This is a genomic window from Pseudomonas sp. LBUM1645 (assembly GCF_059716185.1).
Genome location: NZ_CP166811.1, coordinates 3,386,249 through 3,412,636 on the forward strand (window position 1 = coordinate 3,386,249; position 26,388 = coordinate 3,412,636).

The 26,388-nt window shown below is 60.1% G+C and carries 24 protein-coding genes; 14 read left to right on the plus strand and 10 right to left on the minus strand.

Features of this window, described 5'->3' with window-relative positions; all coding sequences use genetic code 11:
- Positions 1-71: 71 nt before the first annotated feature.
- The 9 genes from ACA079_RS15210 to ACA079_RS15250 all read left to right on the plus strand — a co-directional run bounded on the left by ACA079_RS15210 (position 72) and on the right by ACA079_RS15250 (position 7,431).
- Positions 72-1,001, plus strand: a complete 930-nt coding sequence (locus tag ACA079_RS15210) for a LysR family transcriptional regulator (protein WP_140678827.1) — start codon at positions 72-74, stop codon at positions 999-1,001.
- Between the two features lie 128 nt (positions 1,002-1,129).
- Positions 1,130-1,624: a cupin domain-containing protein gene (locus tag ACA079_RS15215; RefSeq protein WP_497704329.1), complete on the plus strand. Its 495-nt coding sequence runs from the start codon at positions 1,130-1,132 to the stop codon at positions 1,622-1,624.
- A 44-nt stretch (positions 1,625-1,668) separates the two neighbouring features.
- Positions 1,669-2,688 (plus strand): hydroxyquinol 1,2-dioxygenase, encoded by a 1,020-nt coding sequence (locus ACA079_RS15220; protein ID WP_497704165.1) that lies wholly within the window; start codon positions 1,669-1,671, stop codon positions 2,686-2,688.
- A gap of 104 nt (positions 2,689-2,792) precedes the next feature.
- Entirely contained in the window at positions 2,793-4,256 is a 1,464-nt protein-coding gene (locus ACA079_RS15225; protein ID WP_497704166.1) for an aldehyde dehydrogenase family protein, read from the plus strand.
- 8 nt (positions 4,257-4,264) lie between these two features.
- Positions 4,265-5,332, plus strand: coding sequence for a maleylacetate reductase (locus ACA079_RS15230; RefSeq protein WP_497704167.1), 1,068 nt, complete (start codon positions 4,265-4,267; stop codon positions 5,330-5,332).
- 25 nt (positions 5,333-5,357) lie between these two features.
- Positions 5,358-6,230 (plus strand): dioxygenase family protein, encoded by an 873-nt coding sequence (locus ACA079_RS15235; protein ID WP_497704168.1) that lies wholly within the window; start codon positions 5,358-5,360, stop codon positions 6,228-6,230.
- Positions 6,231-6,233: 3 nt separating this feature from the next.
- A complete protein-coding gene (locus ACA079_RS15240) occupies positions 6,234-6,545 on the plus strand; it encodes a YciI family protein (RefSeq protein ID WP_282483027.1) in 312 nt (103 codons plus the stop codon).
- Between the two features lie 2 nt (positions 6,546-6,547).
- Positions 6,548-6,883: a Rieske (2Fe-2S) protein gene (locus tag ACA079_RS15245; RefSeq protein WP_497704169.1), complete on the plus strand. Its 336-nt coding sequence runs from the start codon at positions 6,548-6,550 to the stop codon at positions 6,881-6,883.
- Between the two features lie 92 nt (positions 6,884-6,975).
- Positions 6,976-7,431, plus strand: a complete 456-nt coding sequence (locus tag ACA079_RS15250; protein ID WP_497704170.1) for a hypothetical protein — start codon at positions 6,976-6,978, stop codon at positions 7,429-7,431.
- Here ACA079_RS15250 and ACA079_RS15255 read toward each other — a convergent pair.
- The 3 genes from ACA079_RS15255 to ACA079_RS15265 are packed head-to-tail and all read right to left on the minus strand — an operon-like array spanning position 7,416 to position 11,135.
- A complete protein-coding gene (locus ACA079_RS15255; protein ID WP_497704330.1) occupies positions 7,416-8,441 on the minus strand; it encodes a DUF2955 domain-containing protein in 1,026 nt (341 codons plus the stop codon). The two genes, ACA079_RS15250 and ACA079_RS15255, sit on opposite strands and share 16 nt — an antisense overlap.
- A 4-nt stretch (positions 8,442-8,445) precedes the next feature.
- Positions 8,446-9,585, minus strand: coding sequence for an HlyD family secretion protein (locus tag ACA079_RS15260; RefSeq protein ID WP_497703489.1), 1,140 nt, complete (start codon positions 9,583-9,585; stop codon positions 8,446-8,448).
- Positions 9,582-11,135, minus strand: coding sequence for an efflux transporter outer membrane subunit (locus tag ACA079_RS15265; RefSeq protein ID WP_497704171.1), 1,554 nt, complete (start codon positions 11,133-11,135; stop codon positions 9,582-9,584). Before ACA079_RS15265 ends, ACA079_RS15260 begins: the two co-directional genes overlap by 4 nt.
- A gap of 119 nt (positions 11,136-11,254) precedes the next feature.
- Between ACA079_RS15265 and ACA079_RS15270 the strand changes: the two genes are divergently transcribed.
- Positions 11,255-11,779 carry a transporter suffix domain-containing protein gene (locus tag ACA079_RS15270; protein WP_497704172.1) on the plus strand — a complete coding sequence of 175 codons (525 nt, stop codon included), beginning with the start codon at positions 11,255-11,257 and terminating at the stop codon, positions 11,777-11,779.
- Between the two features lie 82 nt (positions 11,780-11,861).
- On the opposite strand, the gene ACA079_RS15275 is transcribed toward ACA079_RS15270, so the two are convergent.
- Positions 11,862-12,497 carry a response regulator gene (locus tag ACA079_RS15275; protein ID WP_497704173.1) on the minus strand — a complete coding sequence of 212 codons (636 nt, stop codon included), beginning with the start codon at positions 12,495-12,497 and terminating at the stop codon, positions 11,862-11,864.
- A gap of 170 nt (positions 12,498-12,667) precedes the next feature.
- On the opposite strand from ACA079_RS15275, the gene ACA079_RS15280 reads away from it, so the two are divergent.
- Positions 12,668-13,249: an OmpA family protein gene (locus ACA079_RS15280; protein ID WP_497704174.1), complete on the plus strand. Its 582-nt coding sequence runs from the start codon at positions 12,668-12,670 to the stop codon at positions 13,247-13,249.
- A gap of 30 nt (positions 13,250-13,279) precedes the next feature.
- Positions 13,280-13,657: a DUF4280 domain-containing protein gene (locus ACA079_RS15285; protein ID WP_497704175.1), complete on the plus strand. Its 378-nt coding sequence runs from the start codon at positions 13,280-13,282 to the stop codon at positions 13,655-13,657.
- Positions 13,658-13,675: 18 nt separating this feature from the next.
- Here the strand turns inward: ACA079_RS15285 and ACA079_RS15290 are convergent, their stop codons facing one another.
- The 6 genes from ACA079_RS15290 to tssF are packed head-to-tail and all read right to left on the minus strand — an operon-like array spanning position 13,676 to position 23,406.
- On the minus strand, positions 13,676-15,175 hold the full coding sequence (locus tag ACA079_RS15290; RefSeq protein WP_497704176.1) for a hypothetical protein: 1,500 nt from the start codon (positions 15,173-15,175) through the stop codon (positions 13,676-13,678).
- A gap of 8 nt (positions 15,176-15,183) precedes the next feature.
- Positions 15,184-15,723, minus strand: coding sequence for a DUF4123 domain-containing protein (locus ACA079_RS15295; protein ID WP_497704177.1), 540 nt, complete (start codon positions 15,721-15,723; stop codon positions 15,184-15,186).
- A gap of 11 nt (positions 15,724-15,734) precedes the next feature.
- Entirely contained in the window at positions 15,735-17,891 is a 2,157-nt protein-coding gene (locus ACA079_RS15300) for a type VI secretion system Vgr family protein (protein WP_497704178.1), read from the minus strand.
- 16 nt (positions 17,892-17,907) lie between these two features.
- Positions 17,908-20,559 carry a type VI secretion system ATPase TssH gene (gene tssH, locus ACA079_RS15305; RefSeq protein WP_497704331.1) on the minus strand — a complete coding sequence of 884 codons (2,652 nt, stop codon included), beginning with the start codon at positions 20,557-20,559 and terminating at the stop codon, positions 17,908-17,910.
- A complete protein-coding gene (gene tssG / locus ACA079_RS15310; protein WP_497704179.1) occupies positions 20,556-21,566 on the minus strand; it encodes a type VI secretion system baseplate subunit TssG in 1,011 nt (336 codons plus the stop codon). Before tssG ends, tssH begins: the two co-directional genes overlap by 4 nt.
- Positions 21,567-21,570: 4 nt before the next feature.
- Positions 21,571-23,406: a type VI secretion system baseplate subunit TssF gene (tssF, locus tag ACA079_RS15315; protein ID WP_497704180.1), complete on the minus strand. Its 1,836-nt coding sequence runs from the start codon at positions 23,404-23,406 to the stop codon at positions 21,571-21,573.
- A gap of 416 nt (positions 23,407-23,822) precedes the next feature.
- On the opposite strand from tssF, the gene ACA079_RS15320 reads away from it, so the two are divergent.
- Entirely contained in the window at positions 23,823-25,706 is a 1,884-nt protein-coding gene (locus tag ACA079_RS15320; RefSeq protein WP_497704181.1) for an ATP-binding response regulator, read from the plus strand.
- A gap of 152 nt (positions 25,707-25,858) precedes the next feature.
- The gene (tssB, locus tag ACA079_RS15325) at positions 25,859-26,383 is read left to right on the plus strand and encodes a type VI secretion system contractile sheath small subunit (protein WP_497704182.1); all 525 of its coding nucleotides are present in this window, start codon (positions 25,859-25,861) and stop codon (positions 26,381-26,383) included.
- Positions 26,384-26,388: the final 5 nt, after the last annotated feature.

Genomic DNA, 26,388 nt, shown 5'->3' on the forward strand with positions numbered 1-26,388 from the left:
TGGAGTGCGGGGGGCCGACAGGCTAACCTCGCTGTTCCTATAAGAACAAAAACATCCAGAGAACCTGCGCCATGGATCGTTTACTCAGTGTCGAAGCCTTTGTGCGTGTTGCCGAAACCGGCAACTTCGCCAAGGCGGCCCAGCAATTGGGCGTGACCCGTTCGGTGATCACTCACCGCATTCAACAGCTGGAACAGTTCATCAATGCACCGCTGTTCCACCGCAGTACGCGGCATGTCCGGCTCTCCGAAGTGGGCGAGACGTACTACAAGGAGTGCGCGGACATGGTCGCGAGTTTCAACTCGCTGACCGAACACATGCGCGAGTTGCGCGCCAAACCCACCGGTAAATTGCGCGTGCAGATGCTGCCGGGCTTTGCCATCGGTCACTTCGGCAGAATGCTCGCCGAGTTCACGCGGCTGTACCCGGACATTGAGGTCGACGTCATCGTCAATGACCGGGTGGTGGACCCGATCGAAGAGGGTTTCGATGTGGCGTTCCAGATGTTCCCGCCGATGGCGGAAACCCTGATCGAACGCAAGTTGTTCAGCGTTCGCCGGTTGTTCTGCATGTCACCCGACTATGCCGCCGAGTTCGGTGTGCCCAAGCATCCGCAGGAGCTGCTGCAACACAAAATAGCCTTGTACGAAGGCTATCCGTCGCGTAACCGCTGGATCTTCACCGGCGAGCACGAGCAGGTGGAACTGAGCCTGCCGGGGCAGGTGCGTTCGAATTCAGTTCATTTGCTGCGCGACTACGCCTCGACCGGGGTCTGCATTGTTTGTTTGCCAACGTTAGTGGCCAGCGATGACCTGCTCAGCGGTCGACTGATTCCGGTACTGCCGGAGTACGCATTGTCATCCTTCAATTTCTCCGCGGTGTATCCCGCCACCCAGCGCCGGGCCTTGAAAGTGCGCACGCTGATCGATTTCCTGGTGGAAAACTTCGGTGACGAGCCGTGCTGGGACAAACCGTTACTAGAGCGTGGCTGGGTACGCTGAGCGGCACGTTTGCCCTGGCAGTGTTTGCGTTTCGCAAACACTGTTGTCGCCCGCTCACTAATTGTCCCCGGAGGAGGGGGGACGTAATGTTGGCTCACTGTTACTACAACAACAAAACGGTGAAAACCATGAGTAGCGCGGCAATCGAAACGGTCTTCGGCTCGCTGGATAACTACAGCAAAGGCTCGGTTGAAATCATCAGCGGCCAGGCCAGTCATTACGCCTTTTCGAATATTTTCGAAGTGGCGGACAAATCCCTTCCTTATGAAAAAGTCGTCGTCGGTCTCAATCTTGGCTACGTCATTGAAACCTTGCGCGCCGAGGGCCAGTCGCCTTGGTACACAGCGGCGCATGACGAATTTGCCATCGTCATGGACGGTGAAGTACGCGTGGACTTCCTCAAGCTCGATGCACCTTTGAAAGACGGCGAGGGCACTCGGCTGGCCGGTGAACTGCCTGCCGGAAAACCGATGGGCTACGTGCTGCTCAAGCGCGGTCACCAGTGCCTGCTGCCGACCGGCACGGCGTATCGCTTCGAAGCCAGCCGTCCCGGCGTGATCCTGCAGCAGACCATCAAGGGGCCGTTGTCGGTCGAGAAGTGGGCCGACATCTGCTTCAAGTGATCACCGCCTTCCCACTTAACAAAAGCAACAAGAGGAACCCCGTCATGGCCATGCTTGAAAACGCTGCCGATAACACATCCTTTGCCGACGACGAAGTCCAGGCCAGCGCCCCCCATGCCGTCACCGGCTATCGCGCCTTCAAACTCGGCGCCTTCGAACTGTCGCGCGACGAGTATTTTGCCCGTATCACCTGGCCCGCCAAAGGTCAGACCCGTTCGCACCTGATTCCGGTCGATGCCTTTCTGCGCGCCATGATGCGCGACGTGGCTTGGGGCTTTTTCTACGGCTGGGTCAACTTCGACCACGTCATAGGCACCCGCAATTACTACGGCAAAGTCGACCTGTACGCCGGCACCTTCAATGGCACGCTCAAGGCCGCTGGCGTCAATTACACCGAAAACTTTGAAACACCGCTGATCATGGCGACCTTCAAGGCCATCCTGCGGGACTGGACCAACGCCACCTTCGACCCCTTCGCAGCACCGGAAGAAACCGGTTCGGCGTTCGGTCGCAAGAACGGCAACAACATCGAGGCCATCGAACGCTTCCGCATTGCTACCAAACGTATGCCAGGCCTGCCAGATGATTCGCCGTTGCGTAACGATTTGCCGGTCAATCGCCAGTTCATCGACGTTCCTCAGGATGAGCCGGAAGTACACGCAGCCGAAGGTTTCGAAGGTGAGTTGCATGCGTTCAGCCTGTTCAAGTACCTGTCGCGCTCCGACGTGACTTGGAACCCGTCGGTGACTTCGGTGTGCAAGGCCAGCCTGTTCTGCCCGACGACTGAAGAATTCATCCTGCCGGTGTTCCATGGCAATGACCGGGTCGAGTGGTTCTTGCAGTTGTCCGACGAAATCCTCTGGGACGTCGGCGACAAGGACGACGGCAACCCGCGAGCGCGCATCACCATGCGTGCCGGCGACATCTGCGCCATGCCGGCAGACATTCGCCACCAGGGCTACTCGACCAAGCGCTCGATGCTGCTGGTGTGGGAGAACGCCACGCCGAACCTGCCGCAGCGCTACGAAAGCGGTGAGCTCAAGCCGTATCCGATCGAGTTCTAAGACCTTTGTCTTGCCCGGCATCACGCCGGGCTATTCGGCAAGGCATGCACTCAAAAATCAAATGGTCAGACACTGCGCCCTCGGCGCGGTGCGAGGAAAATATTATGCAAAATCAGCTCTATATCGATGGCCGATTCGTGGATGCGGTCGCCGGCGGCACCATTGACGTCGTCAAGCCCCATGACGGTTCGTTGATCACCCGCGTCGCCGCCGCAGAAGCCGCTGACATCGACCTCGCTGTCGCCGCGGCCAAACGTGCGTTCCCGGCCTGGTCAGCACTTGGCGCGGCCGAACGCGGGCGCTTGTTGCTCAAACTGGCGGACAAGATCGAAGAATGCGGCGAAGAACTGGCGAAGCTCGAATCCCTCAACACCGGGCACCCGATCCGTGATTCCCGCGGTCTCGACGTTCCGCGTACGGCGGCCTGTTTCCGTTACTTCGGCGGCATGGCCGACAAGATCGAAGGTGCGGTGATTCCGGTCGAAGCCGGGTTTCTCAATTACGTGCAGCGCAAGCCGATCGGTGTGGTCGGGCAGATCGTGCCCTGGAACTTTCCGCTGATGTTCACCAGTTGGAAAATGGGCCCGGCACTGGCCGCCGGCAATACCATCGTTATCAAACCCTCGGAAATCACGCCGCTGACGACCTTGCGGATTGTCGAACTGATGACTGAAGTCGGCTTCCCGAAGGGCGTGGTCAACGTCGTGCCGGGTTACGGGCATACCGCCGGCCAACGCCTGGCCGAACACCCGGACGTGGGCAAGATTGCCTTTACCGGTTCGACGGCGACCGGTCGCCGGATCGTTGAAGCGTCGAAAGGTAACCTCAAGCGTATTCAACTGGAGCTGGGCGGGAAGGGCGCCAACATCGTGTTCGAAGACGCCAACCTGGACGCGGCCGTCAACGGCGCTGCCTGGGCGATCTTTCACAATCAGGGCCAGGCCTGCATCGCCGGGTCGCGTTTGATTCTGCATAAAGACATTGCTGACCAGTTCCTTGAGCGTTTCATCGCGCTGGCCAAATCCATCCGCCTGGGCGACCCGATGGACCCAGAGACCGAAATGGGCCCGCTGACGTCGGCGCTGCACCGCGACCGCGTGCTGGCCTATATCGATATCGCGATAGAGCAGGGCGGCAAAATCCTCTGTGGCGGCAAGGCCCCGGATGACCAGGCGTTGGCTCAAGGCTTTTATATTGAGCCGACCATTGTCGAGGCTTCGCCAGAAGATCGCGTTTGCCAGGAAGAAGTCTTCGGCCCCTTCGTCAGCGTGGTGCGCTTCAGCACCGATGAAGAAGCCCTGGCCATCGCCAACAGCACTGAATACGGGCTGGGCAGCGGCCTGTGGACGCAGAATTTGAGCCGCGCGCACAAAATGGCCGACGCCATTCATGCCGGTATGTGCTGGGTCAACTGCTACAAGCGCGTCAGCCCTGGCAGTCCGTTTGGCGGCGTTGGTCAGTCGGGCTACGGCCGTGAAATGGGTTTTGAAGCGATCCACGATTACACCGAAGCCCGCTCGGTCTGGGTCAACGTCGACGCGAAAATCGCTCCGTATTACCAACGCTGAGGCCTGCCATGAATCCTTTTGTGTACCAAAGCCTGCCGACCCGTGTGGTGTTCGGCTGGGGCAAGCTCTCGGCGCTGGCTGAAGAGATCGAGCGCCTGGGCGCCAAGCGTGCGCTGATCCTCACCACGCCTGAACAGCATGGCCTCGGCGAACAGGTCGCGGCGTTGCTCGGTGATCGCGCGGCGGGCGTCTATTCCAAGGCAGTGATGCATGTGCCGCTGGAAGTGGCGCAAGCGGCGCGTGTCGAAGCGGCGCGTCTGGATGCCGATTGCTGCGTCGCCATTGGCGGTGGTTCGACCATTGGTCTGGGCAAGGCGATTGCCATGGATTCGGGGCTGCCGATCGTGGCGATTCCAACGACATACGCCGGTTCGGAGATGACCCCGATCTACGGGCTGACCGAAAACCGTCTGAAAAAAACCGGACGTGATCCAAGGGTTTTGCCCAAGACCGTGATCTACGATCCGCAATTGACCCTGACCTTGCCCGCGCAGATTTCCGCCTGCTCGGGGATGAACGCCATGGCCCACGCGGTTGAAGCGTTGTACGCCCAGGACGCCAATCCGATCATCGGTTTCATGGCTGAAGAGTCGATTCGCTCACTGGCACTGGCCCTGCCGGGCGTGGTCAATGATCCCAACGACCCGCAAGCCCGCAGCCAGGCATTGTATGGCGCGTGGCTGGCGGGCATTTGCCTCGGTTCGGTCGGCATGGCCTTGCACCACAAGCTCTGCCACACCTTGGGCGGGACGTTCAATTTGCCTCACGCTCAGGCACACGCGATCGTTTTGCCTCACGCGGCACATTACAACCATGAAGCGGCCGCAGGCCCGTTACAGCGTGCCGCCCGCGCCTTGGGCGGTAGCGAAGCGGGGGAGGTGGGCGCCTTGTTGTACGCGCTGAACCAGAAGCTGGGTATTCCATTGGCGCTGGCGGACATTGGCCTGCCTGAAAACGGACCGGCCTACGCTGCGCAAATCGCCTGCGCCAGTCCTTATTACAACCCACGGCCGTTTGAACAAGGCCCGATCGAAGCGCTGTTGACCCGCGCCATGAAAGGTCTGGCGCCAGCCTGATTTAATCCTCGTCGGAATAACAACAATGACCGATCAAGACAAAACCATCGAAGCACTGATCTCCCAGCAGGCAGTGAACAGTTTCAGCGACGCGCCCAATGCGCGTTACAAACAGATCATGCAGAGCCTGGTTCGCCACCTGCACGCATTCGTCAGCGACGTCGAACTGACTGAACAGGAGTGGTTTGAAGGCATTCGCTTTCTGACCGAGACCGGCCACAAGTGCGATGGTCTGGTACGCCAGGAATTCATCCTGCTATCGGACACCCTGGGTGTGTCGATGCTGGTCGATGCGATCAACCATCGGCACAGTGCAAACGCCACCGAGACCACCGTGTTCGGGCCGTTCTACATCGAAGGCATGCCAGAACGTGAATTCGGTGAAAACATGGCCTTCACCGCGGGTGAGACGGCGCTGGTGCGCGGCCGAGTGGTCGATACTCAGGGCAATCCCTTGGCCGGCGCAGTGCTCGACGTCTGGCAGACTGCCGAAAATGGCATGTATTCAGGCCAGGATACCGAGCAGCCGTTCGGCAACTTGCGCGGTCGCTATCGCACCACTGCCGACGGCTATTTCGCGATTCGCACGATTGTCCCGGTGTGTTACCCGATTCCCACCGATGGTCCGGTGGGGCGCATGCTCAATGCCGCCAACCGTCACCCATGGCGACCTGCGCACCTGCATTTCATGATCGATGTGCCAGGCTATCGCAAACTGGTCACCCACCTGTTCAATCACGATGATCCGTATCTGGCGTCCGATGCGGTGTTCGGCGTCAAACAGTCATTGCAGGTGATCTATGAAGACCGGATCACCCACGATGATCTGTCCGCCGACCTGGGTATTGACTTGCCGTTCAAGCGCGCCTGTTACGAATTCGTCATGGAAACCGAGTGAACCATGGGACAGTTTTTTGCGGTATTCGCTACAGATCACCCGGATTCCCTGGCCTTGCGTCAGCGCTTGCGGCCGAGTCATCAGGCGCACTTGCGAGCGACTGAAACGCATCGAGTGGTCGTGCGGTTCGGTGGCCCGACCCTCGATGAGACAGGTACGGCCATGAATGGCACGTTGCTGGTCATCGAGGCGGGCAGTCTGCCGGAGGTGGAAGCGTTCATCCAGGACGACCCGTATGTTCAGGCCGGACTGTTCGCCAGTATTCAGATTCGCCCCTGGTACTGGAGCCTTGGCAACCCGGAATTGCGCGGCTGATCATGACCATCATTACGTTATGCCAACTGGATGACATCACCGATGGCGGCGCCCTGGGTCTGCCCGAACACCAGCAATTGCATCCCGGCGGGCTGGTGGCGGTGCGGCAAGGCGAGCAGGTGTGGGTCTACATCAACCGTTGCCCGCATTTCTCGGTGCCTCTGGACTATCGCCCACAAGAATTCTGCACCTATCGCGGCAAAATCCTGATGTGCGCTCATCACAGCGCGATGTTTCGTTTCGAAGACGGGCATTGCATCGACGGTCCCTGCAAGGGCGCACAGTTGGAGCCCGTGCCGGTGCGGTGGGTCGAAGACCGATTGGTCATGGAGGTCTAGCGCCACGCGGATCACGAATGGAGAAGGGGGGGCGGGTGAGAAGGGGTGATCTACAATCTTTTATGCTGAACCACGTTCATAAGGAGGTCATCATGAAAAGGTTGTCGCCCATCAGCCTGTGCGTCGCATTGTCGGTTTTCAGTGTCCAGGGATGGGCCGAAACGGTCGTGCCGATGAAAGGGCAGAGTTCGCAACAAACCCAAACGGACATTACCGAATGCAACAACATCGCGGCCAGTCAGAGCGCCTCGGCTGCACCGCCTCCTAGCGGTGGAAGGTTGAAGGGGGCTGCTGCGGGCGCTGCCGCCGGTGCGGCGGGGGCCCAGGTGCGCGGCCGTCAGCATGACGAGTTTTATGATCGCGTCGATGATGATACTAAGCAGGACTATCGCCAGAATCGCGCCAAGGAAACCGCCGCGGCAGGAGCGGTCGTCGGAGGCTCGCGTCAGCGTCAGGAACGCCGGGCGCAAGAGAAAACCAGTGCTGCGACCAGTTCAACGGCCTACACAAGCTGCCTGCAAGGGAAGGGGTATCAGGTTAATCCTTGAGCACTTTCCTGCCGTTGATCGAGCAGATGAACCATCAGGCAGGCATACAGCGTCACGAGGATGAACAAGCCCATGCGGATGGCGAACGCGGTGTAAACGTCCTTGCCTGCTGCGCTGTCCTGCACCGACTGACCCAACAGGATGATCAGCGTGATCAGGGTATTGAGCCAAAACCCCGGGGTAAATCGGGTCGGGCTCAGGGCGTAGAGTTTGCGCGCCAGCACCAGACCGAACAGCAACATCCATAGAAAGAACATCCATAGATGCACAAACAGACTGAGGGCGCTCCAGAACAGGATCGCCAATAGGCCTGCAAGCAAGGTTGAGCCGAGGAGCTCGCGACCGGCGTTGCGGGCATTCGTCGTGGAGCTTTGCTGACCCAGGCCGACGGCCTTCAGGATGATCGGCAGATAACCGGCCGGGTCGATCAGCGCCAGCAGGAATGTCGGTAACACGATCAGGGTTGCACGCAGCGCAACCCGACTGACTTCTTCTGCCGGCAGGGGTGGGGCTGGCGGCGGGGAAGGGGCATTGGGTGGATCCGGGAATAGCACATGACTGAACGCCACGACGACAACGGCGAGCAGCAAACCCTTGACCAGTGCTCCGATGACCATCGCCGCCAGATCGAATTCGGCGATACCGGCCGAGGAAATCATGGTCAGGCCAATCACCAGGAAGGTCATGATCAAGGCGTTGCCGCCGCGCAGGCCAAAGCGGAAGGCCAGGAACAGACCGACGCTGATCAACAGCACGCCGCTGACGGGGTAATAACGCAGGACCGGAATCAATAGCAGGCCGATGCCGGTGGTCAACATGGCGGCCAGTGCGAGAACCAGTCCGGCCTTGAACGGCAGCGGGCGATTGACCGAGGCCAGCAACAGCAGGCAAAGCACCGGCGCCATAAAAGGAATCGGCAAGCCCAGGCCGAAACTGGCGGTGAGGCACAACGCTGTACCGGTGGCCAGGCGCAGTGCGCGTTGATCCCGCGGCGTGCGCCGAGTAGACATACCCTTAATAGGCATAGCTCAGCCAGCTCATGAACCCCACAAACACGCGGCCGAGTGGGTTCAGCGGATTGCCCTCGGTGGGGAAGGCCATGACTTCGGCCTGCCCACCGGCACGGATCCCCCGACTGTCACGCAACGTGTTCAACGAGTCTGGCGAAAACTCGATAATGACCGGAAAACGCTGGGCCGGACGCAACCAATCGCGGCTGTTCTGCACGCTGGGCAAGGTGCCAGGTGCGGGTGTCTGCCCCACGCTGACGCCGTAACCGACGCTGCGCACGCGCCCCTCGAATACTTCCCCCGGCAGAGCATCCAGAACAATCGAAACCGGCGTGTCGAGCTTCACCAGACCGAGGTTGTTCTCGGTCATGTCCGCGCTGATCCACACATCATGAATGGCGATCAGAGTCATGACCGGGCTACCGGCAGCGGCGAATTGCCCAGCGTCAGTACGCAGATCCGTAATCAGCCCGGCCGAGCGAGCGCGAATCTGCGTATTGGACAGATCCAGTTCGGCTTTGGACAACGCCGTGGCGGCACTGCGCAGCAAGGCGTTGTCTTCCTCGCTGCCACCTTCCTGCTCACGCGCGCGCTGCACTTCGGCGCGGGCAGCGGCGACCTGACTCACAGCCTGTTCGCGGTTGGCGCGAGACACTTCGAGCAGGCGCACGGAAATGGTGCCCGGGTCTTCGCGATACAAACCTTCAAGGCGCTGATTGTCCTGGCGCGCCTTGAGCTCATTGGCCTGGGCAGCCCGCAAGTTGGCTTGCGCCGAGGCAATGCCGGCGGTGCTCGCACCGATCTGTCGGCGGGTCGATTCAAGGTCGGCGCGCGCACGGTCGACGGCAATCTGGTACGGCTGCGGGTCCACCTCGAAAAGGACTTCGCCGGCCTTGACGTCCTGGTTGTTACGCACGTTCACCCTGATCACGCGGCCAGCCACTTCCGAGGCGACCGGAATCACAAAGGCACCCACCCGGGCCTGTTGTGTGTAGGGGGTGAAACGATCCGCCAACAGGTACCAAGTCAGGCTCAGGAGGATCAGTAGGAGGACCCACTTGATGCTTTTTTTCGCCGGGTCGGCAGCCGGAGCGGGTGCCTGGGCGACTGGGGGCTCGGACGAGGAAGGGGCGGTTTCACTCATTGGTCTTTTACCTTGTAAGACATTGGAATGGCAGGCTGTGCAGTGGTGGGCTCTTTCAGCAGATCGCCCCAGTCGGTGCGTTTTTCCATTTGCTGGCGGGTGGCTGGATCAACTTTCGGCTGGGCGCTGTACCAGCCACCGCCCACGGCTTTGTACAAGGCAATGACATTACTGACGGCATTGCTGCGGGCGACCAGATAATTGTCCTGTTGTTCGAGCAAGGCACGCTGCGCATCCAGTACCCGCTGGAAGTCCGAATAACCTTCGCGATACTGCGCGCTGGCCAGCACCAGCGAACGCTTGGCGGCTACTTCGGCCTCACGCAGGATGCCTTCGCGCTCCAGGGATTTGATCAGGCCATAGGCCGCATCGTCTGCCTCGCGTGCCGCCTGGCGAACCTTGTCGCGGTAGGCCTCGATCAACTGCTGCAACCGCGCATCCTGCACACGCACGTTGTTGCTGATCTGGCCGTGATCAAACAGATTCCAGCGCAGACTGGGGCCGCCGATCAAATCCAGATTCCGGGGCGTGCCACTGAGCGTGTCGGTGGACCAGACGATGCTGCCCAGCAAGGTCAGCGACGGATAGAAATCGCTCTCGGCCACACCGATCAGCGCTGACTGGGCGGCGACATTAAGCTCGGCGGCGCGCACGTCGGGCCGACGCAGCAGCAGGTTGGCCGGTACATCTTGCAACACGGCACGGTCGATCAGCGGGATCAATCCCACGTTCTCGACCAGTTGCGGCAGTGCGCCGGGCGGCTGACCAATCAACACCGCCAACGCATTGCGGGTCCGTTGCAACTGGTCTTCGAAGTTGGGGATGGTGCTCAACGTGCCCAGGTATTGGGTCCTGGCTTGTTGCAGGTCGAGCTCGGCAGTTTGGCCACTATTGAACAGCTTCTCGGTGATCTCGAAGTTGCGCTTTTGCTGTTTGGCGTTTTCCCGGGCAACACGCAAACGGGCTTCGGTGGTGCGCAGCGAAAAATAGGTATCGGCCACTTGCGCGCGCAGCAGTACGAGCACGTCTTCATAGTTGGCCTGGGCGGCGAAGTAGCTGGCATCGGACGACTCGATGGCGCGACTGAAGCGGCCCCAGAAATCGAGCTCCCAACCCACGTCGAACCCCACGCTGTGTTGCCAGAAATGGCTGTCTTGCGGGTTAGTCCCACCGGATTGCCTGCGGTTGAAGTAAAGACTGTCGGCACTGGCTTGCTGCAGTTGCGGGTAAAGACCACTTTGAGCAATGCCGAGTTGCGCACGGGCTTCCATAACGCGCAGGCCGGCGATTTTGAGGCTGGAGTTGCGTGCATCCGACTCGGCAATCAAATGATCGAGGACCGGATCGGCAAAGACTTGCCACCACTGACGAATGTCCGGGTTCAGGCTGCGCTGGCTGGATTGCTCGAGGGCAGGGGTGCTCCAGTGTTTGACCCATTCTTCGCTGGGCGGCTGGAAATCCGGCCCAAGCCGTACACAGCCGCTGAGGCCGAGTACGCCAAGCAGCACGAACCGGCCAGGCCAATTCAGCAGGGTTGTACCTGGATGCATTACGCATTTCCCGACCAACAAAGATCACTGGAGCATAGCCGTCCAAATGGGCACACGGCTGCTACGCTTTTTTAAGCGCCATCAAATCTACTGTGATCCGTTAGAAAGGTACGACGATTATGAATAACACCCCAGGTGTTGTTGAACCCCATTCAGCCGGTTGGCGCTTCAAGGCGGGAATAGTCATTATCTGCTTGATGCTGGGTTCCTGGCTGTTAGTGCCTCTCGCGGCGGCAGCCGATGTGTCTGGATCAAAGATCGCTGCACTGACTGGCGTGCTGTTCATCAGCAATAAAATCCTGCTGATTCTGGCCATTGCCATCATGGGCAAGTCCGGATTCCAACAGTTAAAGCGCAGCCTGTTCGGTTATGTGTCCTCACTTGCACCCAGCACGGAGGTAGAAGTGGGCCCATTGCGCCATAGAATTGGCATCGTGATGTTCTTTGTGCCGCTGATTTCCTCCTTTCTTGAACCCTACATCGACAGCATTTGGCCGGGGCTCAGACCCAACCTCTGGCAAGCTCAAGCGCTGGGTGACCTCATGCTGATCGGTAGCTTTTTCGTATTAGGGGGGAATTTCTGGGAGAAAGTGCGCGCCTTGTTTATTCGCACCGCTCGTGTCGCAAACACAAGTGCGGCGTGAATAACAATAATGGGCGAGGGTAGTGAGTGCACTTGGCACTCCGGCAGCGTAGGGGATAGGGGGGCAGGGTTGCTTGAGCCTTTCAAAGTCGCAGCCTGCTGGCCAACAGACAGGCGCGTAATTTGGCGGGTGCCAAGGGGCGGAGCAGGCGCGTAGGCTCGACGGCTTCAGGGGCGCAGACCACCGAGAGCATCTCGACAACGATCGGTAGTGCCTTGGGCTGCAAGCGATGCACCTGCTCCAGTAGCGAAAGCAATAAACGTTGATCCTGGTGATACAGGTCACAGAGCACCACTTCGTAACGGTGGTTACTGTTCAGCAATGCCGACGCTTCACCGGCTGGCGCTGCACCCTGCGCCTCACATCCCCATGCCTGCAAGAGCCTGACCGTGGATTGCACCGCCTCAGGGTTATCACTGACGACCAGGCAGTTCATGCCAAGCAGCCCCAGTGGAGGTAGATTCGATGGCAATCTGGCAACTTTCACGGGCGTGTCATTCAAATCATTAAGCAGGGTTCCAAGGCTCAGTACGCTGTCTTGCAGATAACTGAGCACGGGCTTTTGCATGATCGTCGCACGGGCTTGCAGGCTGTCCAGGTATAACCCCATGGCATGCAGAATCTGGCGCATTTCCTGGGGGGCACGCTGAGACGTTTCCGCATCATCGGGGTGAGCGGCGTAACGCTGTGGCGGCGCGAGTGGGGGGGCTGGTTTCATGGCGAAAATGTAGATAACGCTGCTGGTGCATGTCGATACCCCGTAGGTTCTATGCGCGCCACCCGATAGTCTGAAGCCTGTGCGACCGGACTATGCCCTATGGTGTATCGCCAAGTACGTCCTTCGCGCTCAGTATCATCGATCAGGAAGCTCTAACAGGAGTCTTGATCATGTTTGCATTTTTGATATCTCGTGAGCGGGTGCTGGTGATGTTGGGCTCACTCATGGGGCTACTCATCGCCAGCAGTGCCTGGAGCCAGAATGCCAACAGTTTTTCGGTCGACGAGATGGTGCAACAGCTGAAGGGCGAGGGTGGCAGCGACGTGGGCGACACGCGCACCCGCTCATTGCGCCCGGGGGCTGCCGCCAAGGCGACTACGCTGCCCACCACGGCCAATGAAGATCCGGCAGGAGGCTTGTTGTCGTTGCAGGTGCAATTCGATTTTGGTTCGGCGCAACTGTCCCAATCGTCCTATGCGGTCTTGCAGAAGCTGGCTAAGGCACTGGCTTCCGGCGAGCTGAAAAACTACTCGTTCAGTGTGGTCGGACATACTGATGCAGTAGGCTCCGCGGACTACAACCTGGCGCTTTCCAGGCAACGGGCTGGTTCAGTCAAGGCGTACCTGGTCAACCAGGGCGTGCAGGCTTCGCGGATCACGTCGGATGGAAAGGGGTTCAGCCAGTTACTGGATGCCAACAGTCCGAAAAATCCAATCAACCGTCGCGTTGAAGTAACCGCCAAACCTTCGTGAGTGCAGGCGGCGCTCAAGAGAGGTTCGACCATGTCTTTACAGGTGGTTCACGGGGCCTTGTTGCGCTGCCCCTTTGCTCTGCCACCCGGGATGACCAGCCTCGTCGTCCTGCCGACCCAGCGGCTGTCGTCATCAGGTGTACCGGTGGCAACGATTCTGGATCACAAGCCGCTGTTGAACATTCCCAGTTTCGGCATGTGCTCCAGCCCTTCGAACCCGGGGGTGATTGCGGCCCTGGGCTCACCGGTGCCGTGCCTGCCGATTACGCCTGCGCCCTGGGTGCCGGGTTCTCCAACCGTGTTACTGACCAATATCCCCCAGCTCAACGATTGCAGCTGCTGCACCTGTGTGAACGGCGGCGTAATCAGCATTGTCTATGCAGGACAATGCACCGTACAGATCCCCTGAACTACTGCAAAAAGCCATTCACGGGGTGGACAATGTCGCCAGCAGCGCTGCGGATTCGCGCAGGTTCCGACTCAGCAAGCTAGCGCAACGATGAAAAGCCTCCCCTGCATTCGAGGGCTGTGCTTGCGCGGGCTCAAACGTCTGCAAGAGTTGAATCAGCGACTGCAATGACTGCTGCACATCGTCCAGAGTATTGGCCAGTGTCGGTTCTGGCTCGTCGCTTTGATCCAGCTCCACAATCAATCTGTTCAGCGTGGCGATGTGTTCGTCCAGTTGCAACATGGCATTTGTCAGTGCATTGCCAGACTGATTCAGGGTAGGCGAAGGGGGATGGCCAGGGCCGGGCCGCGCCGCGATCTGCTCGATCAGTGCTTCAGCAGACGGCTTGAGCATGCTTTCCAGGGCTTGCACGGTATTGAACAGGGTGGCCTGGGCCAAGGCGCTCCCTAGTGAAGTGCGGCTTTGCAGCGGATCGACGTGCTTGTTCAGTGGTTCTACCGCCAGTCCGGCGCGAGTGGGGAAGTCGTCGGGCAAGCGCCACAGGGCTGCGTACCAGGCACGGCTGGCGCCATCGATATCGGCATCAGGTGCGCTCAGATTTTGTTGGAGCAGTGTCAGACGTAGCGCTTCCAGCGCAGGCAGACAACCTCGCTCTAGCAACAGACAGGCGATTCGTACGCATGCTATCGCGCCGGCACAGGCTGATGGCAGACACGCCACAAAATAATCTATCCGTGCCAGCAGCACCTGAGCCTGTTCAAGCGCTACTGCGGCGCTCAGTGCCAACCGCTCTTGGGCGTTTTCCAGGCTTGACTGCAGAGCCAGGATCAAACCTGGCAAGGTATGTCGGGTTTGGCTGTCCAGCGTTTGCCAGCAAGCGTCCAGAGACTGTGCCGCGTGCCCCGCGCGATTGTCTGCGCAGGCCTGGTCCAGATTCGTGCGGCCGTCACGCAGGGACTGGATCAGTAAAGGCAAACCGTCCAGCAGCGCAACGGCGTGCTGTAGCAGCGCGGTCTCGGTTCCGCCAGGCAGTGCCGCACGCAGTGCCGACATCGCCTGTTCCAAGGGGTGAACCACGCAGTCGCAGGTCATTTGCCACGCCCTGGCCGCCTCTTGCAGTGCCTGCTGGCTACGTGTGCGGGCGTCGCTGCCGCTTAAACACTGACCAAGGGCTGCGTGCAGGCCAGGTTGCCCGGTCGAGGATCTGCCGAAATGACTTGTGCAGAGCCAGATTTCCAGCAGCAATGTTCGCTCCAGGGAACCAATGGAGGGGGTCGCGAGCCAGCCGTCCAGACACTGCTGGGCTTGCGGATCAGTATCATGCTCGAACCCTAGCAGGCTCCAGGCGGCGATACCGCGTTGGCTGGGCACGCCATGATGGCGAGCCGCCTTGGCCAGGGCGGGGAATTGGGCGGTACTGAAGGACGTCTGCAGCAGGTGCTTTTGCTGCCATGAAAGCAGCTGTTGGCAGAGATGGTCGGTACCTATCGAGACAAGTTGCTGGCGGTCGAATTGCATAGTCTGCCTCATTGGGAAAGCTGTAGCTCACGGCCCTCGGCTCCTTGCCCTGGCTCAAAACACAGCGCGGTGTCGATGCTGTTGCCCTCCATCAGCCAGGCGCTGATGGGGCCGAACAAGGCATTGCGTTGTCGTTGACTCAGGTGCGGCAGCACGGCTTTGAACGCGCGCGGGTCATAGAAACGGAACAAGGCATGGCGCCCGCCTGGCAGGTCAACCATCAGCAGGCTGCGCAAATGCTGGCGCAAGGCGCTGATATCAATTCGCGCCGGTGTCAGCAAAATGACTCCCCATTGCTTGTTCCAGCCCTCGCGAAGGATCGCTTCAGTCATCGGCTGGTCGCCCGCGAGTGTGACAATTTGTGGGGCCGCCGCTTCCAGCATCGGATCAAGCGGGCCGTCAAACAGGCATGCGCAGACGACTTGGCTGCTTTTGAGCCACGCCGGCAGGTCTTCGATCTGGCAGCCATCGAGGATGGCGTAAACCTTTCGGCTGGGGTCGGCAAAGAGATGATGGCGCAATGTGCGCAACAGCGAATCGGTAGACATGCCTTGGCCTGCTAGTGCTCAACGAAGGGTTGACCGCTGCGTGCTGCATTGCGCAGGGCTTGGGATTGCACTTGCTGCTCAGCACTGCCTTGGCTCTGAGCCACTGTGGTTGTCTCGGGCGAAGCGCCACCGGCGCGAGCGTCGACATAGGCGTTGGGGTCCTGTTTCAGCCGCTCGATGGCGTTCAACGGGGCGGTGGTGCTTTGGTAGTCTGGAGTGCGGTCGCTACCCTCGATGTGAGTGACATCTCCGAAGGCCGCCGTCAGTTGTGGAAACAGCTGTTTGAGCGCGGCTTGCGCCGTTGTCGTCACGGCGCTCGGACTGCCTCCGCTATTGATGCGTACCAACGGGCCGCTGATGTCGATACCCGCAGGCGACAAAACGATGAAGCTGGCGCCGACCTTCAGGCTGATACTGGTTTTCGCTTCGATAGTGACAGAGCTGTCCGAGCCGATTTCGATACCGGCCTGTCCCAGCAGCGTCAGATTTGCCTGGCTGGCCTGGACAATGTCCTGACGGGCGTTGAGGTTGTAGGCGTCCTCACAGGTGATCTGGGTTTTGCCTTTGGTTTCCAGCGTCCAGCTACCGCCGGTGCTGGTGCTGTGATTGGCAATGATCTTCACGGCCCGTTCATTGGCTTGCTCGTTGATGGTCTGCTTGACCAGTACATTGAGATCACGCTCGCCGTGAATGAAAATCTCTTCTTCTCCCTTGCGGTCTTCGAAGTGTAATTCGTTGCCGCCACCGCCGCCCGGTGTGCTCAAGGTTTTCAGGGTGCTGCGGCTCTGGTGTTGTGGCAAGGCATAGGGCGGCAGGTTGACGCCGTTGAAGAGGCAGCCGGTGATGATGGGGCGGTCAGGATCCCCTTCCAGGAAACTGACCAGCACTTCCTGACCCACCCTGGGCAAAAAGAACGCGCCCCAGCCATTGCCAGCCCAGGCCTGGGCCACCCGAGCCCAGCAGGAGCTGCGCTCATCGAAGTGGCCGCGCCGATCCCAATGAAACTGCACCCTGACCCGGCCGTACGCGTCGGTGTGGATTTCTTCGCCCTTGGGGCCGACCACGAAGGCAGTCTGAGGCCCGTGGATTCGTTGTTTGCGGGTCGCCAGGGGCGAGCGGAAGGGGACCTTCAAGGGAATCACACTGAAGCTGTTGCTGTAGCGCGCTGCACTGTCGTCATCAAGGTTGTTGCAACCCTGGTGCTCGACGCTGGTAATCAGGTATTCGGTGTTCATCTGATCCACCGGATGGTCGATCAGGGTGCAGCGATAACCCGGTGTGAGCAGGCGCACGTTGCTTTCCCCGAAGAGCGTTTCGTGGCGTGTCTCTTCGGCTTCCATCATCAAGCGGGCCAAGCGTTCACCGTCTTCTCGCTTGTCGTAACCGGTGGCATACAGGAAGCGCTCGAAAGGTTGGTTGTCGCCTTTATGGGAAAGGGTATCGACCGAGACCTGCATGTCGTTGTGCGGCCGCTCGAAGTTGAAGTCGCGCATGACGATACGCCCTGTACGCAGGCTGTGCCGGCGTTGCAAGGCGCTGATGCAGTCGTCTTCCTGGATCACATCGCTGTAGTGAAAGCGCACAGGCGATGCCAACAGGGGTTGATAGTGATCGGCGTTGTCGCAAAGGATCAGCTTGCAGCGGGTTTTCTCGTATTCGAAAAAGTAGTGGATGCCATCCTGCTCCATCAGGCGTGCCAGAAAATCCGCGCTGGTCTCCTGGAATTGAGTGCAGTACTCCAGTGCCTTGTGCGGGTTGCCAAGCCGGGTTTCGTAATCGTGGAAAGAGAACTCGGCGAACACCTGATTGATGATGTCCGGCACACTCAGCTGCTGGAAGTGCCGTGTGTCCTGATGGTGCAGCAGAAACCAGAGAGGCGGCACCAGCTCGCAGCGGTAATGGGTGAAACGCTGCGACTGCCCACTGCGAGTAAAACTGGCGATTTCGCCTGACCAGTAACGCTCTTCACCATTGTCCAGATCGAGGCTGAGCGTGGCTTTCTGCCTCAGCAATTCCACCACGTCGATATCGTCGCGTTCAGAGCGCAGTTCCAGGGTGAAGCTGAACAGCTCCGACAACGCCTCGCGACCGCTGAAACTCTGCAGCATCAGGTCGGCACCCAGGGGGGAGGAGAAGATATAGGGGCGCGATTGCTGTGAGTAGGGCATGGGGCCTCCGACTGCTTCAGGTTTCGACCCGGGTTACAAATTGATCGTCTGCACCCATGTCGACCATGACCTGGCTGAAGGCAACGCCATCCCCCATCTTTACAAGGATCTGTTCGGCGATGGCGGGCAACAGGTTGCCAGTGAGGATGTGATCGATATTGCGCGCTCCCGCATCTACCTCCTTGCAGCGTGCGGCCACTGCATCGGCCAGTGCGGGAGTCCAGGTAAAGTCCGCATGGTGATTGTCAGCGATCCTGCGGGCGATTTTTTTCAGCTTCAACTCCACGATCAATCGCAGTTCGGCATCGGCCAGCGGGTAATAGGGAATGACCGTGCAACGACCCAGGAAGGCCGGTTTGAACTGGGCATTGAGCTCGGGCCTGATCAAATCGTTCAGTTCGTCCACCGACGGCGGTGTCTGCGCATGTCGGCAGGCCTGCATGATCAGGTCGGTGGCCGCGTTGGAGGTGAGGATGATCAGGCTGTTGCGAAAGTCGATCTCGCGCCCTTCACCGTCTTCCATGGTGCCTTTGTCGAAGACCTGAAAGAACAGCTCGAGTACGTCAGGGTGGGCTTTCTCGATTTCATCCAGCAGAACGACGCTATAGGGCCGCCGCCGCACGGCCTCGGTAAGTACGCCGCCCTCGCCATAGCCAACGTAGCCCGGGGGGGAACCCTTGAGGCTGGAGACGGTATGGGCCTCCTGGTATTCGGACAGGTTGATCACGACCATATTGCGTTCACCGCCGTACAGCGCATCAGCCAGGGCAATGGCGGTTTCGGTCTTGCCGACACCCGAGGTGCCGACCAGCAGGAAGACACCCTTGGGCTTGTTCGGATCTTCCAGATTGGCCCGGGAGGTACGCACCCGTCGAGCGATGGCCGAAAGCGCGTGAGGTTGGCCGATGACGCGCTGCTGCAGTTGTTGTTCGAGGGCCAGGACCGCATCGATTTCGTCGGCGACCATGCGCCCGACCGGAATGCCCGTCCAACCGGCAATGACATCCGCCACGGCGCTGGCATCCACCAGGGCATGCAGCATGGGCGAGTCAGCCTGCAGTTCGCTCAGTTGCTGGCGCAGCAGGCTGATCTGCTCGGAGCTGGTCTTGCCGTCGGTTATGTTGGCGGCCGAGTCGTCCGGATTCTCCACCGCGTCGAGCAGGGCGATGAGTTGATTGACCAGTTCGCGCTCACGCTCCCAACGCTGTTCAAGCTGCACCAGTTCCGTTTCGCCTTGGCAGCGCTGTTCATCCAGCTCTTCAAGGCGGGTTTGATGCAGACCGCCACTGGCAGTTTCGCGCAGTAGCTGGTCGCGTTCGACCGCCAGACTGTCCATCAGGTGGCGCAGTCGTTCTATGTCACTTGGGGTGGAGTTCTGGCTGATGGCAATGCGTGCACAGGCAGTGTCGAGCACGCTGACGGCTTTGTCTGGCAGTTGACGACCGGCCAGATAGCGCGAAGAAAGACGCACGGCACCTTGTACCGCCTCGTCGAGAATGCGCACCTTATGGTGCGCTGCCATAGACCGGGCGACACCGCGCAGCATATCGATAGCGAGGTTTTCATCGGGCTCTTCGACGCGCACGACCTGGAAGCGCCTGGCCAAGGCCGCGTCCTTCTCGAAGTATTTCTTGTATTCGCTCCAGGTGGTCGCCGCGATGGTGCGCATCTCGCCACGCGCCAGCGCAGGCTTGAGCAGATTGGCGGCATCATTCTGGCCTGCGGCGCCCCCGGCGCCGATCAGGGTATGGGCCTCGTCGATAAACACAATGATCGGTCGGGCGCTACGTTTGACTTCGTCCACCACGCCCTTGAGCCGGCTTTCGAACTCGCCTTTGACACTCGCACCCGCCTGCAACAGACCCAGGTCCAGGGCCAGCAGGCTGACCTTGGCCAGACTTGGCGGTACGTCACCGGATGCGATGCGCAGGGCCAGGCCTTCGACCACCGCCGTTTTGCCGACTCCGGGCTCACCGGTAAGGATCGGGTTGTTTTGCCGCCGGCGGCCGAGGATGTCAATCATCTGGCGAATCTCGCCGTCACGTCCGAGCACCGGGTCCAGCTTGCCACTGAGGGCTTGTTGGGTCAGGTCAACACAGTAACGGTCCAGATTGGGCGTGGCGCTGGGGCGCCCGTCGCCGGGGCTTTGCTCATTGCTTCCTGGTGTCGCGGTATCGGAAAGGGCCAGGGCCTGTTGCGCTTCGGCGGATTGTCCGGTGATGGCGTGCAGATCACGGCGCAGTGCCTCTTTGTCTATTCCTGCAAGCGTCTTGAGCCAGGCACCGGCCTGGCGGCGCAGGTCTTCGCTACCCAGCAAGGCTGTCAGCAAATGGCCGCTGCGCAGGCGCGCTTCACCAAAATCGATCGAGGCGCAGAGCCAGGCCGCCTCAAGCAGGGCTGGCAGTTGCGGCGACAGGGCCGGGGTGCGGTTGTTGCCGCTTTTGAAACTGTTCAAGGTGCGCTCGAGTTCGCGTTCCAGCGCCGCCGGGGCGACGCCGAAATGCTTGAGGATCCGTGTCAGGTCGGTGTCCGTGGCATCGAGCAGCTTGAGCAACAGGTGCTCGACCTCGACATCGTAGTGGGTGCGCGCCAGGCACAATCCGGCGGCAGCCTCCATGGCGTTCTTGCAGATCGGGTCAAGACGCGCCACCAATGCACTCAGATTCACCGCCATGATTGCTCTCCAGTCGCGTTGAAACGGAACTCACAATGTTCGGCGGCAGCAAGGCGAGGCTTGCCGCCAGGTTGGCCGGCGAGCCAGGTGCTCCAGCCAAGGTGGGTTGTTCGGCCCAGTCGAATCGGGGCGACCTGGTCCGCCGCCAGTGCCAGGCGAATCCGCAAATCGATGGCCAGGCCTGTAATGAAGCGCGCAAGTTCCACGGCACCGGTCAGCCTGGCACCATGTCCTGATGCACAGGGCAATAGCGCCTCGAAGGCCTGTTGCGACAGTGGGCCAACGATCAGTCGAAGGGTGCTCTGGCGATCCCAGTAATGGCTGCCGAGTTGGCAGTCATCCGCCAGCCGGGCCGAGGTTTTGCCCAGGCGCGTGCGCCTTTGTGGCGGTATGCGTTGCCAGGTGCCGACACAAGACTGGACCACCACCTGTGCCTGTAGCCAGTGGCTCATGATCTGGGCAATCGTGCCCGGCCCATGGGGGCGCTGGGCGATGAGCCCGCTGTAGTAACCCAGTGCCGCGGCGGGCAGCCCGGCCGACGAGCGAGTGCCCGGTCGCAACAGCGGCGTGCCCAGGCCAATAAAGTCATAGACATGGCCAAGCGCTCCGGGACCTCGGTTCAACTCCACGCCGACCTCGGCGCGGTGATGGGCCCAAGCGCGCCAGAACAGGTCCAGCAGTCGTTGGTTGAACAGATCGAAAAAATCGCTGACAGCGTGTTCGTTGCGCCTTTCCAGCGCCAATTGCCATTCGCTGTAATGACGTGGCAGCACGCCGTTGGGGCCGCATAGCCCGAGAAAGTTGACGCGCAGACACCAGGCGCCGGAAGGCGCGCGTTCCAGGCTGGAAATTTCACCCGGTGCAAAGGTCAATCCTGACTGACTGCTGCAGTAGCCCTGCGTTTCGCTGCGCTGCAACAGTCGAACCGCCTGGAAAAAGGCAAACCGCCAGGGCTGCTCGTGCAAGCGTGAGAGTGGGGCATGCAGGTCGTTAGGTTTCATGGTCTCAGGCCAGAGGGTGGGCGCCGGCTCTCGCCGGAAACATCACAACCCGCTCTTCGCGCTGGCGGCTGTGCACACTCAGGCGAGTCCAGGAGTTGACCGTACAGTAGAGGCCGAAAAACAGATCCAGGACCCTGGCCAACAGGTAGATGCCGCTGCCCACATACAAGTCCTCATCAAAGGTCACGGTAATTTCAGTGCCGCGAACCCAGGCTCGCCGCGGTGCCTGGCCGATCAGTTCGAGGCCTGGAGTCGAGTGGATGCTGACGATTCCGGCGATCTGTCGACGCAGGCTCGCCGAGTCAGCGAAGTTGTACAGGCTGAGGATTTCCAGCAGCGGCTCGCGCCCACCTTCCACGATCGACAGATGATTGAGCGCCAGGTGTGAGATCAGGCGCCATTGATTCGCCAGGCGCATGGGCGCTCGCCAGGTCGCAGAGGGCTTTTTCAGCAAGCGCGCGCAGCCCACCGCGCCGCCATCCTCGCGTTGCAGCAAACTGTCATCACCGCCAAACGGCAGTAGCGAGGGCAGGTCACGATTGGTGCAGGTGAGGCTGATCGAGAGGCTCTCCGCTGCCGGCAGGCGGGGATCCATCTGGCGATCGACCAAGGCAATTCGCAGATCGCTGGCGTCATCGCCATGCACCGAGGGCACGCGCCGGGCGATCCACCAGGTGTCGCGGTCGCCCTGATTGTCTTCGCCGGCAGTGCCGTGGAACACCGAGTAGAAAGGCAGGTAGTGAGTCAGGGTTTCCTGCCGGGCCGTTCGCGTATGACGGCACAGGTTGTCGATGCTGTACACCTCAAGCCCCAACGGCCGGCGTACATCGGGTATCACCGGATACTCGTGCAGTTCATGGCTCAGGCGGATGGGCTCGGCTTGTTGCTTGAACAGGTTGACCACCGGCGTGCAATGCAGGCGGAACGTCTCGACCCCAACCCCTTGGACAAGGCGTGCCAGCCGCTCGGGGCGCCCGAACGGACGTAATTCGATATGAATGTCGACGGCACGGGCGAAGCGACTCAGGTCCAGGTTGAGCAAGTCGATGAAAAGGAATTTTTCCGGCAGGGTGAAGTATTCCTGGATCAGCCGGTAACCGATAAACGAGCGGGGGTCGTAATCGAGGATCCCCTCATCCGCGGCGAAGCCGACAGCCTGCAAGGCATCGGCCCGCAGTATCAACGAATCAGCGGCGGGTTCGCCTTCAGCCGGGCTGATCACGATGCGCTCTACGCTGTTGAGCAATAGCTCGTGGAGGCAGTGCACTAAGGCGCTTTCACCGTCCAGGTACAGTCGCAGTCGAGTTGGCTTGAGCTGGCCAAGGCTCAACTGGCCGCTGGCTTGTAAGCGCAGGCTGATTCTCGCGACGCTCCCGGCGGACACCTTGCTGCGCTGCGCCGAAGTGCAGCTGGCTTGGGTGATGCTTATCGGCCAGACCTCCACGGGCCAGGCACAACGGTACTTCACTGCCATTCCTTGCACCGGGCGGGTCAACAGAAGCGTACCGCAAGGCACGGGCTGCATGGCGTTGAGGGTCACCCCGGCCGTGGGCAACAGTTGCGCAATGGACATCGACGGTACTGGACGCAGGAAGTGTGGATAGAGCACCGAGAGCAACGCTTCGCTGATTTGCGGGAAGTCATCGTCGAGTTTTTTGTTGATACGCGCAGTGAGAAAGGCAAAAGACTCAAGCAGACGCTCGACATGGGGGTCTTCGCAAGCGTCACCATCGAGCAGCAGTCGGCTGGCAATTTTCGGGTAGCGCTCGGCGAAGTCGCGCGACAGTTTGCGCAGCGCGAGCAGTTCTTCCTCGTAATAGGGCAACAGCGTGTCGAGCATCGTGCGAACTCCAGCAGGCAGCGCTTGACCAGTTCACACAGTCTAGAGAGGCGTCATGGCATGGCCTATTTGCCGAATGGCCTATGCCAGTGAGCGGGTGGGGGGAGGGCGCAAGCCTGGGGCAAGGTTCTCCGACAGACGGTGAGCAAAGCCGGGGCAAGCGGGCGGCAACCCCCGAATTTATTGCATATATTGCTAATGGCCTGTTGCTATCAAACAAGGTTGAGTGCCCCAGCCATCATGCTAGTGATCTGTCAGCAATCGGGGTTCAAGGAAACTGTCTTTTACCGTGGAGCGTTGTAATTCGCATGGTTGCCAAATCAGTGAAGGAGTCACAGTCTGCACCCCGCCGCCCGGATAAAGTGGCGTCCCCGCGCTGGCTGAGCAGACAATCGCTGCGCATCTGGCTGCTGTCTATGCCCTTGTTCATGCGCCTGGCGTTGCTCGCGGTGGTGCCGTCGTTTATCGCGACCTTTGTGGCCATGCTGGTCTTGGGCAGCTATTCAAGGCAGGAGCTGACCCAGCTGTTGGTGGAGCAGGGTAGGCTGGAAGCAACACTTTTCGCCATTCACATGCAAGCACCCATGGCGCTGGGTGACAGGTCGCGTCTGGCGCAACTGATCGAAGCCGCCGTCAACCACCCGCCGTTGCAGGGTATCAAGGTGCTTTCTTCATCAGGAGAAGTGTTGGCGCAAACCCGGCGCGCCGATGCCAGCGAACAGGAGCTGGAAGTGGAAATCCCGGTGGTCAATACCCTGGGTTCCTCGCAGGGCCAAGTGGTGCTGCAGTACAGCAAGGACACCATTGAACTGATATGCCGCAAGCAGGATCAGCTGATTTTTGCTCTGCTCGTGGGGTGGTTGCTGCTGATTGGTGGCGTCAGTTGGTGGGTGGCGCGCACGGTCAGCAAGCCGATTCACATCCTGGCCGATGCCATGGATCAATTGGGCCAGGGCGTTCTGGCCCAGGTCGACGTCAACGATGAAGCAGATATCGGTCGGCTCCAGCGTGGTTTCAACAGTACCGCGCAATCGCTGCTGGAGCGTAGGCAGAACCTGCAGGCGCGGATCGATGCGGCGACGACACAGCTGATCTTTCAGAATGCGCAACTGCAGGCATTGAGCGAGTCGAAGACCCGGCTGTTGGCAATGGCCAGCCATGACTTGCGCCAGCCGTTGCACGCGCTCACCCTGTTTATCGATGCCCTGAAGGACGACGAAACCGATCCGGTGCGGCGTGAACATGTCAAACGCATGCAGGAATGCGTCGAAGCGCTGGATCGCTTGTTCTCTGAATTGCTGGACCTCTCACGGCTGGATTCGGGAGTGGTGCTGCCGCAGTGGTCGGACCAACCGCTCGATACGCTGTTCGATGAAGCCAGTCGCAACTTCAGGCCGATTGCAGAATCGCAGGGGTTGCGGTTGATCGTGCGCAAGACCGATCTACACGTTCGCAGTGACTACGGCATGTTGGCGCGAACGATCAACAACCTGGTCTCCAATGCCTTGCACCATACCCTGCAGGGTGGCGTTCTGCTGGGGGCACGCAAGTCCGATGGAAAGATCCGCATCGACATCTGGGATACCGGCGTCGGCATAGCGGCGGAGCATCAGGAACGGGTGTTCGAGGACTTTTATCAGGTACCCATGATGACCAAGGCCGCCAACGGTGCCGAGCGTGGAGCACGTACCAGCCGGGGCATGGGCCTGGGACTGGCAACGGTGCGGCGGCTATGCGAGTTAATGTCGGTTCCCATTCGGCTGCGATCAGTCTGGGGCCGGGGAACAGTCATCAGCCTCTGGCTTGAAGATGCCAGTCAATCTGTCCGGGAGGACGAACGCTTGCCGGTGGATGCCGCGCACCCATTACCGGTGAATGGACTGCGGATTCTGATCGTGGACGACGAGCCGGTGATCCTCGAGAGCTTGAGCATGGTATTGAACAACTGGGGCATGATCGTCGAGGTGGCGTCCAGCGTGGGCGAAGCCCTGGAGCTGGCCAGGGCCTGGGAGGAGCCAGTCGATATCGTGTTGACCGATTTATTGCTCGGTGACGGCGACGGTCTTGATGTGCTGCGCGGCATCCATGAACTGGACAATGTTCGCGAGCGACCACCGGCAGGGCTGATGGTCACCGGTGAAACCAAGCCTGAACGCTTGCATGCAGTGGCCCAGGCCGGTATCCCGGTCTTGCACAAACCGGTCTCGCCGCGGGTGTTGAGGGAGGCCATCGTCGCCTCGCTGTTTCACCATCGCGGTAACCTCGCCGTGCAAGTGTTTGGCGAACGACGCAAGGGTTGAATACGCATCGCCTGTTGTTCGCCGAGTCGCGCTCATAGAGCGAATTGCCTATATCCAACTGGCCGTCCGGCCAATACCCCCGCCAGTCACCACGACCTAAATTGAGGCAAATGCTCCGGCGCACCGACCGGGCGTTCGTGGAGATTGCCCGCATGGCAAAGGAAAGTACGCAGCATAAGCTCGACCGGGTCCGTGCACCGCGTGTGCAACTGACCTATGACGTGGAAATTGGCGACGCCATCGAAAAGAAAGAGCTTCCGTTCGTGGCTGGGGTGTTCGGCGATTTCAGCGGTCAGCCTGAAGAACCCTTGCCCAAGCTCAAGGAACGCAAGTTCGTCAACCTCGACAAAGACAACTTCGACGATGTGCTCAAAGGCATGAAACCGCGCCTGCAGTTCCAGGTGGACAATCGCTTGGCCAATGACAACAGCCGTATCGGCGTGGAGTTGCATTTCTCCAGCCTGGCCGACTTCGAGCCCCAAGGCGTGGTGCAGCAGATCGAGCCGTTGCGCAAGCTGTTGGAGGCGCGGCAGAAGCTGGCGGACCTACGCAACAAAATGGCCGGCAACGATCGATTCGAAGAGTTGCTGGGTGAGGTATTGAACAATACCGATCAGATCGCCCGCCTGACCCGCGAAATGGGCCATCAAGCACCTGCCAAACCCGAAGAAAGCTGACGCTG

Coding starts and splice junctions, on each gene's coding strand:
- ACA079_RS15275 (WP_497704173.1), bottom strand. CDS start 12,497: ATGAAACCAGCCCCCCCACTCGCGCCGCCACAGCGTTACGCCGCTCAC.
- ACA079_RS15290 (WP_497704176.1), bottom strand. CDS start 15,175: ATGCAATTCGACCGCCAGCAACTTGTCTCGATAGGTACCGACCATCTC.
- ACA079_RS15265 (WP_497704171.1), bottom strand. CDS start 11,135: ATGCATCCAGGTACAACCCTGCTGAATTGGCCTGGCCGGTTCGTGCTG.
- ACA079_RS15300 (WP_497704178.1), bottom strand. CDS start 17,891: ATGCCCTACTCACAGCAATCGCGCCCCTATATCTTCTCCTCCCCCCTG.
- tssB (WP_497704182.1), top strand. CDS start 25,859: ATGGCAAAGGAAAGTACGCAGCATAAGCTCGACCGGGTCCGTGCACCG.
- ACA079_RS15225 (WP_497704166.1), top strand. CDS start 2,793: ATGCAAAATCAGCTCTATATCGATGGCCGATTCGTGGATGCGGTCGCC.
- ACA079_RS15215 (WP_497704329.1), top strand. CDS start 1,130: ATGAGTAGCGCGGCAATCGAAACGGTCTTCGGCTCGCTGGATAACTAC.
- ACA079_RS15235 (WP_497704168.1), top strand. CDS start 5,358: ATGACCGATCAAGACAAAACCATCGAAGCACTGATCTCCCAGCAGGCA.
- ACA079_RS15255 (WP_497704330.1), bottom strand. CDS start 8,441: ATGTCTACTCGGCGCACGCCGCGGGATCAACGCGCACTGCGCCTGGCC.
- ACA079_RS15210 (WP_140678827.1), top strand. CDS start 72: ATGGATCGTTTACTCAGTGTCGAAGCCTTTGTGCGTGTTGCCGAAACC.
- tssG (WP_497704179.1), bottom strand. CDS start 21,566: ATGAAACCTAACGACCTGCATGCCCCACTCTCACGCTTGCACGAGCAG.
- ACA079_RS15240 (WP_282483027.1), top strand. CDS start 6,234: ATGGGACAGTTTTTTGCGGTATTCGCTACAGATCACCCGGATTCCCTG.
- ACA079_RS15260 (WP_497703489.1), bottom strand. CDS start 9,585: ATGAGTGAAACCGCCCCTTCCTCGTCCGAGCCCCCAGTCGCCCAGGCA.
- ACA079_RS15295 (WP_497704177.1), bottom strand. CDS start 15,723: ATGTCTACCGATTCGCTGTTGCGCACATTGCGCCATCATCTCTTTGCC.
- ACA079_RS15285 (WP_497704175.1), top strand. CDS start 13,280: ATGTCTTTACAGGTGGTTCACGGGGCCTTGTTGCGCTGCCCCTTTGCT.
- tssF (WP_497704180.1), bottom strand. CDS start 23,406: ATGCTCGACACGCTGTTGCCCTATTACGAGGAAGAACTGCTCGCGCTG.
- ACA079_RS15230 (WP_497704167.1), top strand. CDS start 4,265: ATGAATCCTTTTGTGTACCAAAGCCTGCCGACCCGTGTGGTGTTCGGC.
- ACA079_RS15250 (WP_497704170.1), top strand. CDS start 6,976: ATGAAAAGGTTGTCGCCCATCAGCCTGTGCGTCGCATTGTCGGTTTTC.
- ACA079_RS15220 (WP_497704165.1), top strand. CDS start 1,669: ATGGCCATGCTTGAAAACGCTGCCGATAACACATCCTTTGCCGACGAC.
- ACA079_RS15320 (WP_497704181.1), top strand. CDS start 23,823: ATGCCCTTGTTCATGCGCCTGGCGTTGCTCGCGGTGGTGCCGTCGTTT.
- ACA079_RS15245 (WP_497704169.1), top strand. CDS start 6,548: ATGACCATCATTACGTTATGCCAACTGGATGACATCACCGATGGCGGC.
- ACA079_RS15280 (WP_497704174.1), top strand. CDS start 12,668: ATGTTTGCATTTTTGATATCTCGTGAGCGGGTGCTGGTGATGTTGGGC.
- ACA079_RS15270 (WP_497704172.1), top strand. CDS start 11,255: ATGAATAACACCCCAGGTGTTGTTGAACCCCATTCAGCCGGTTGGCGC.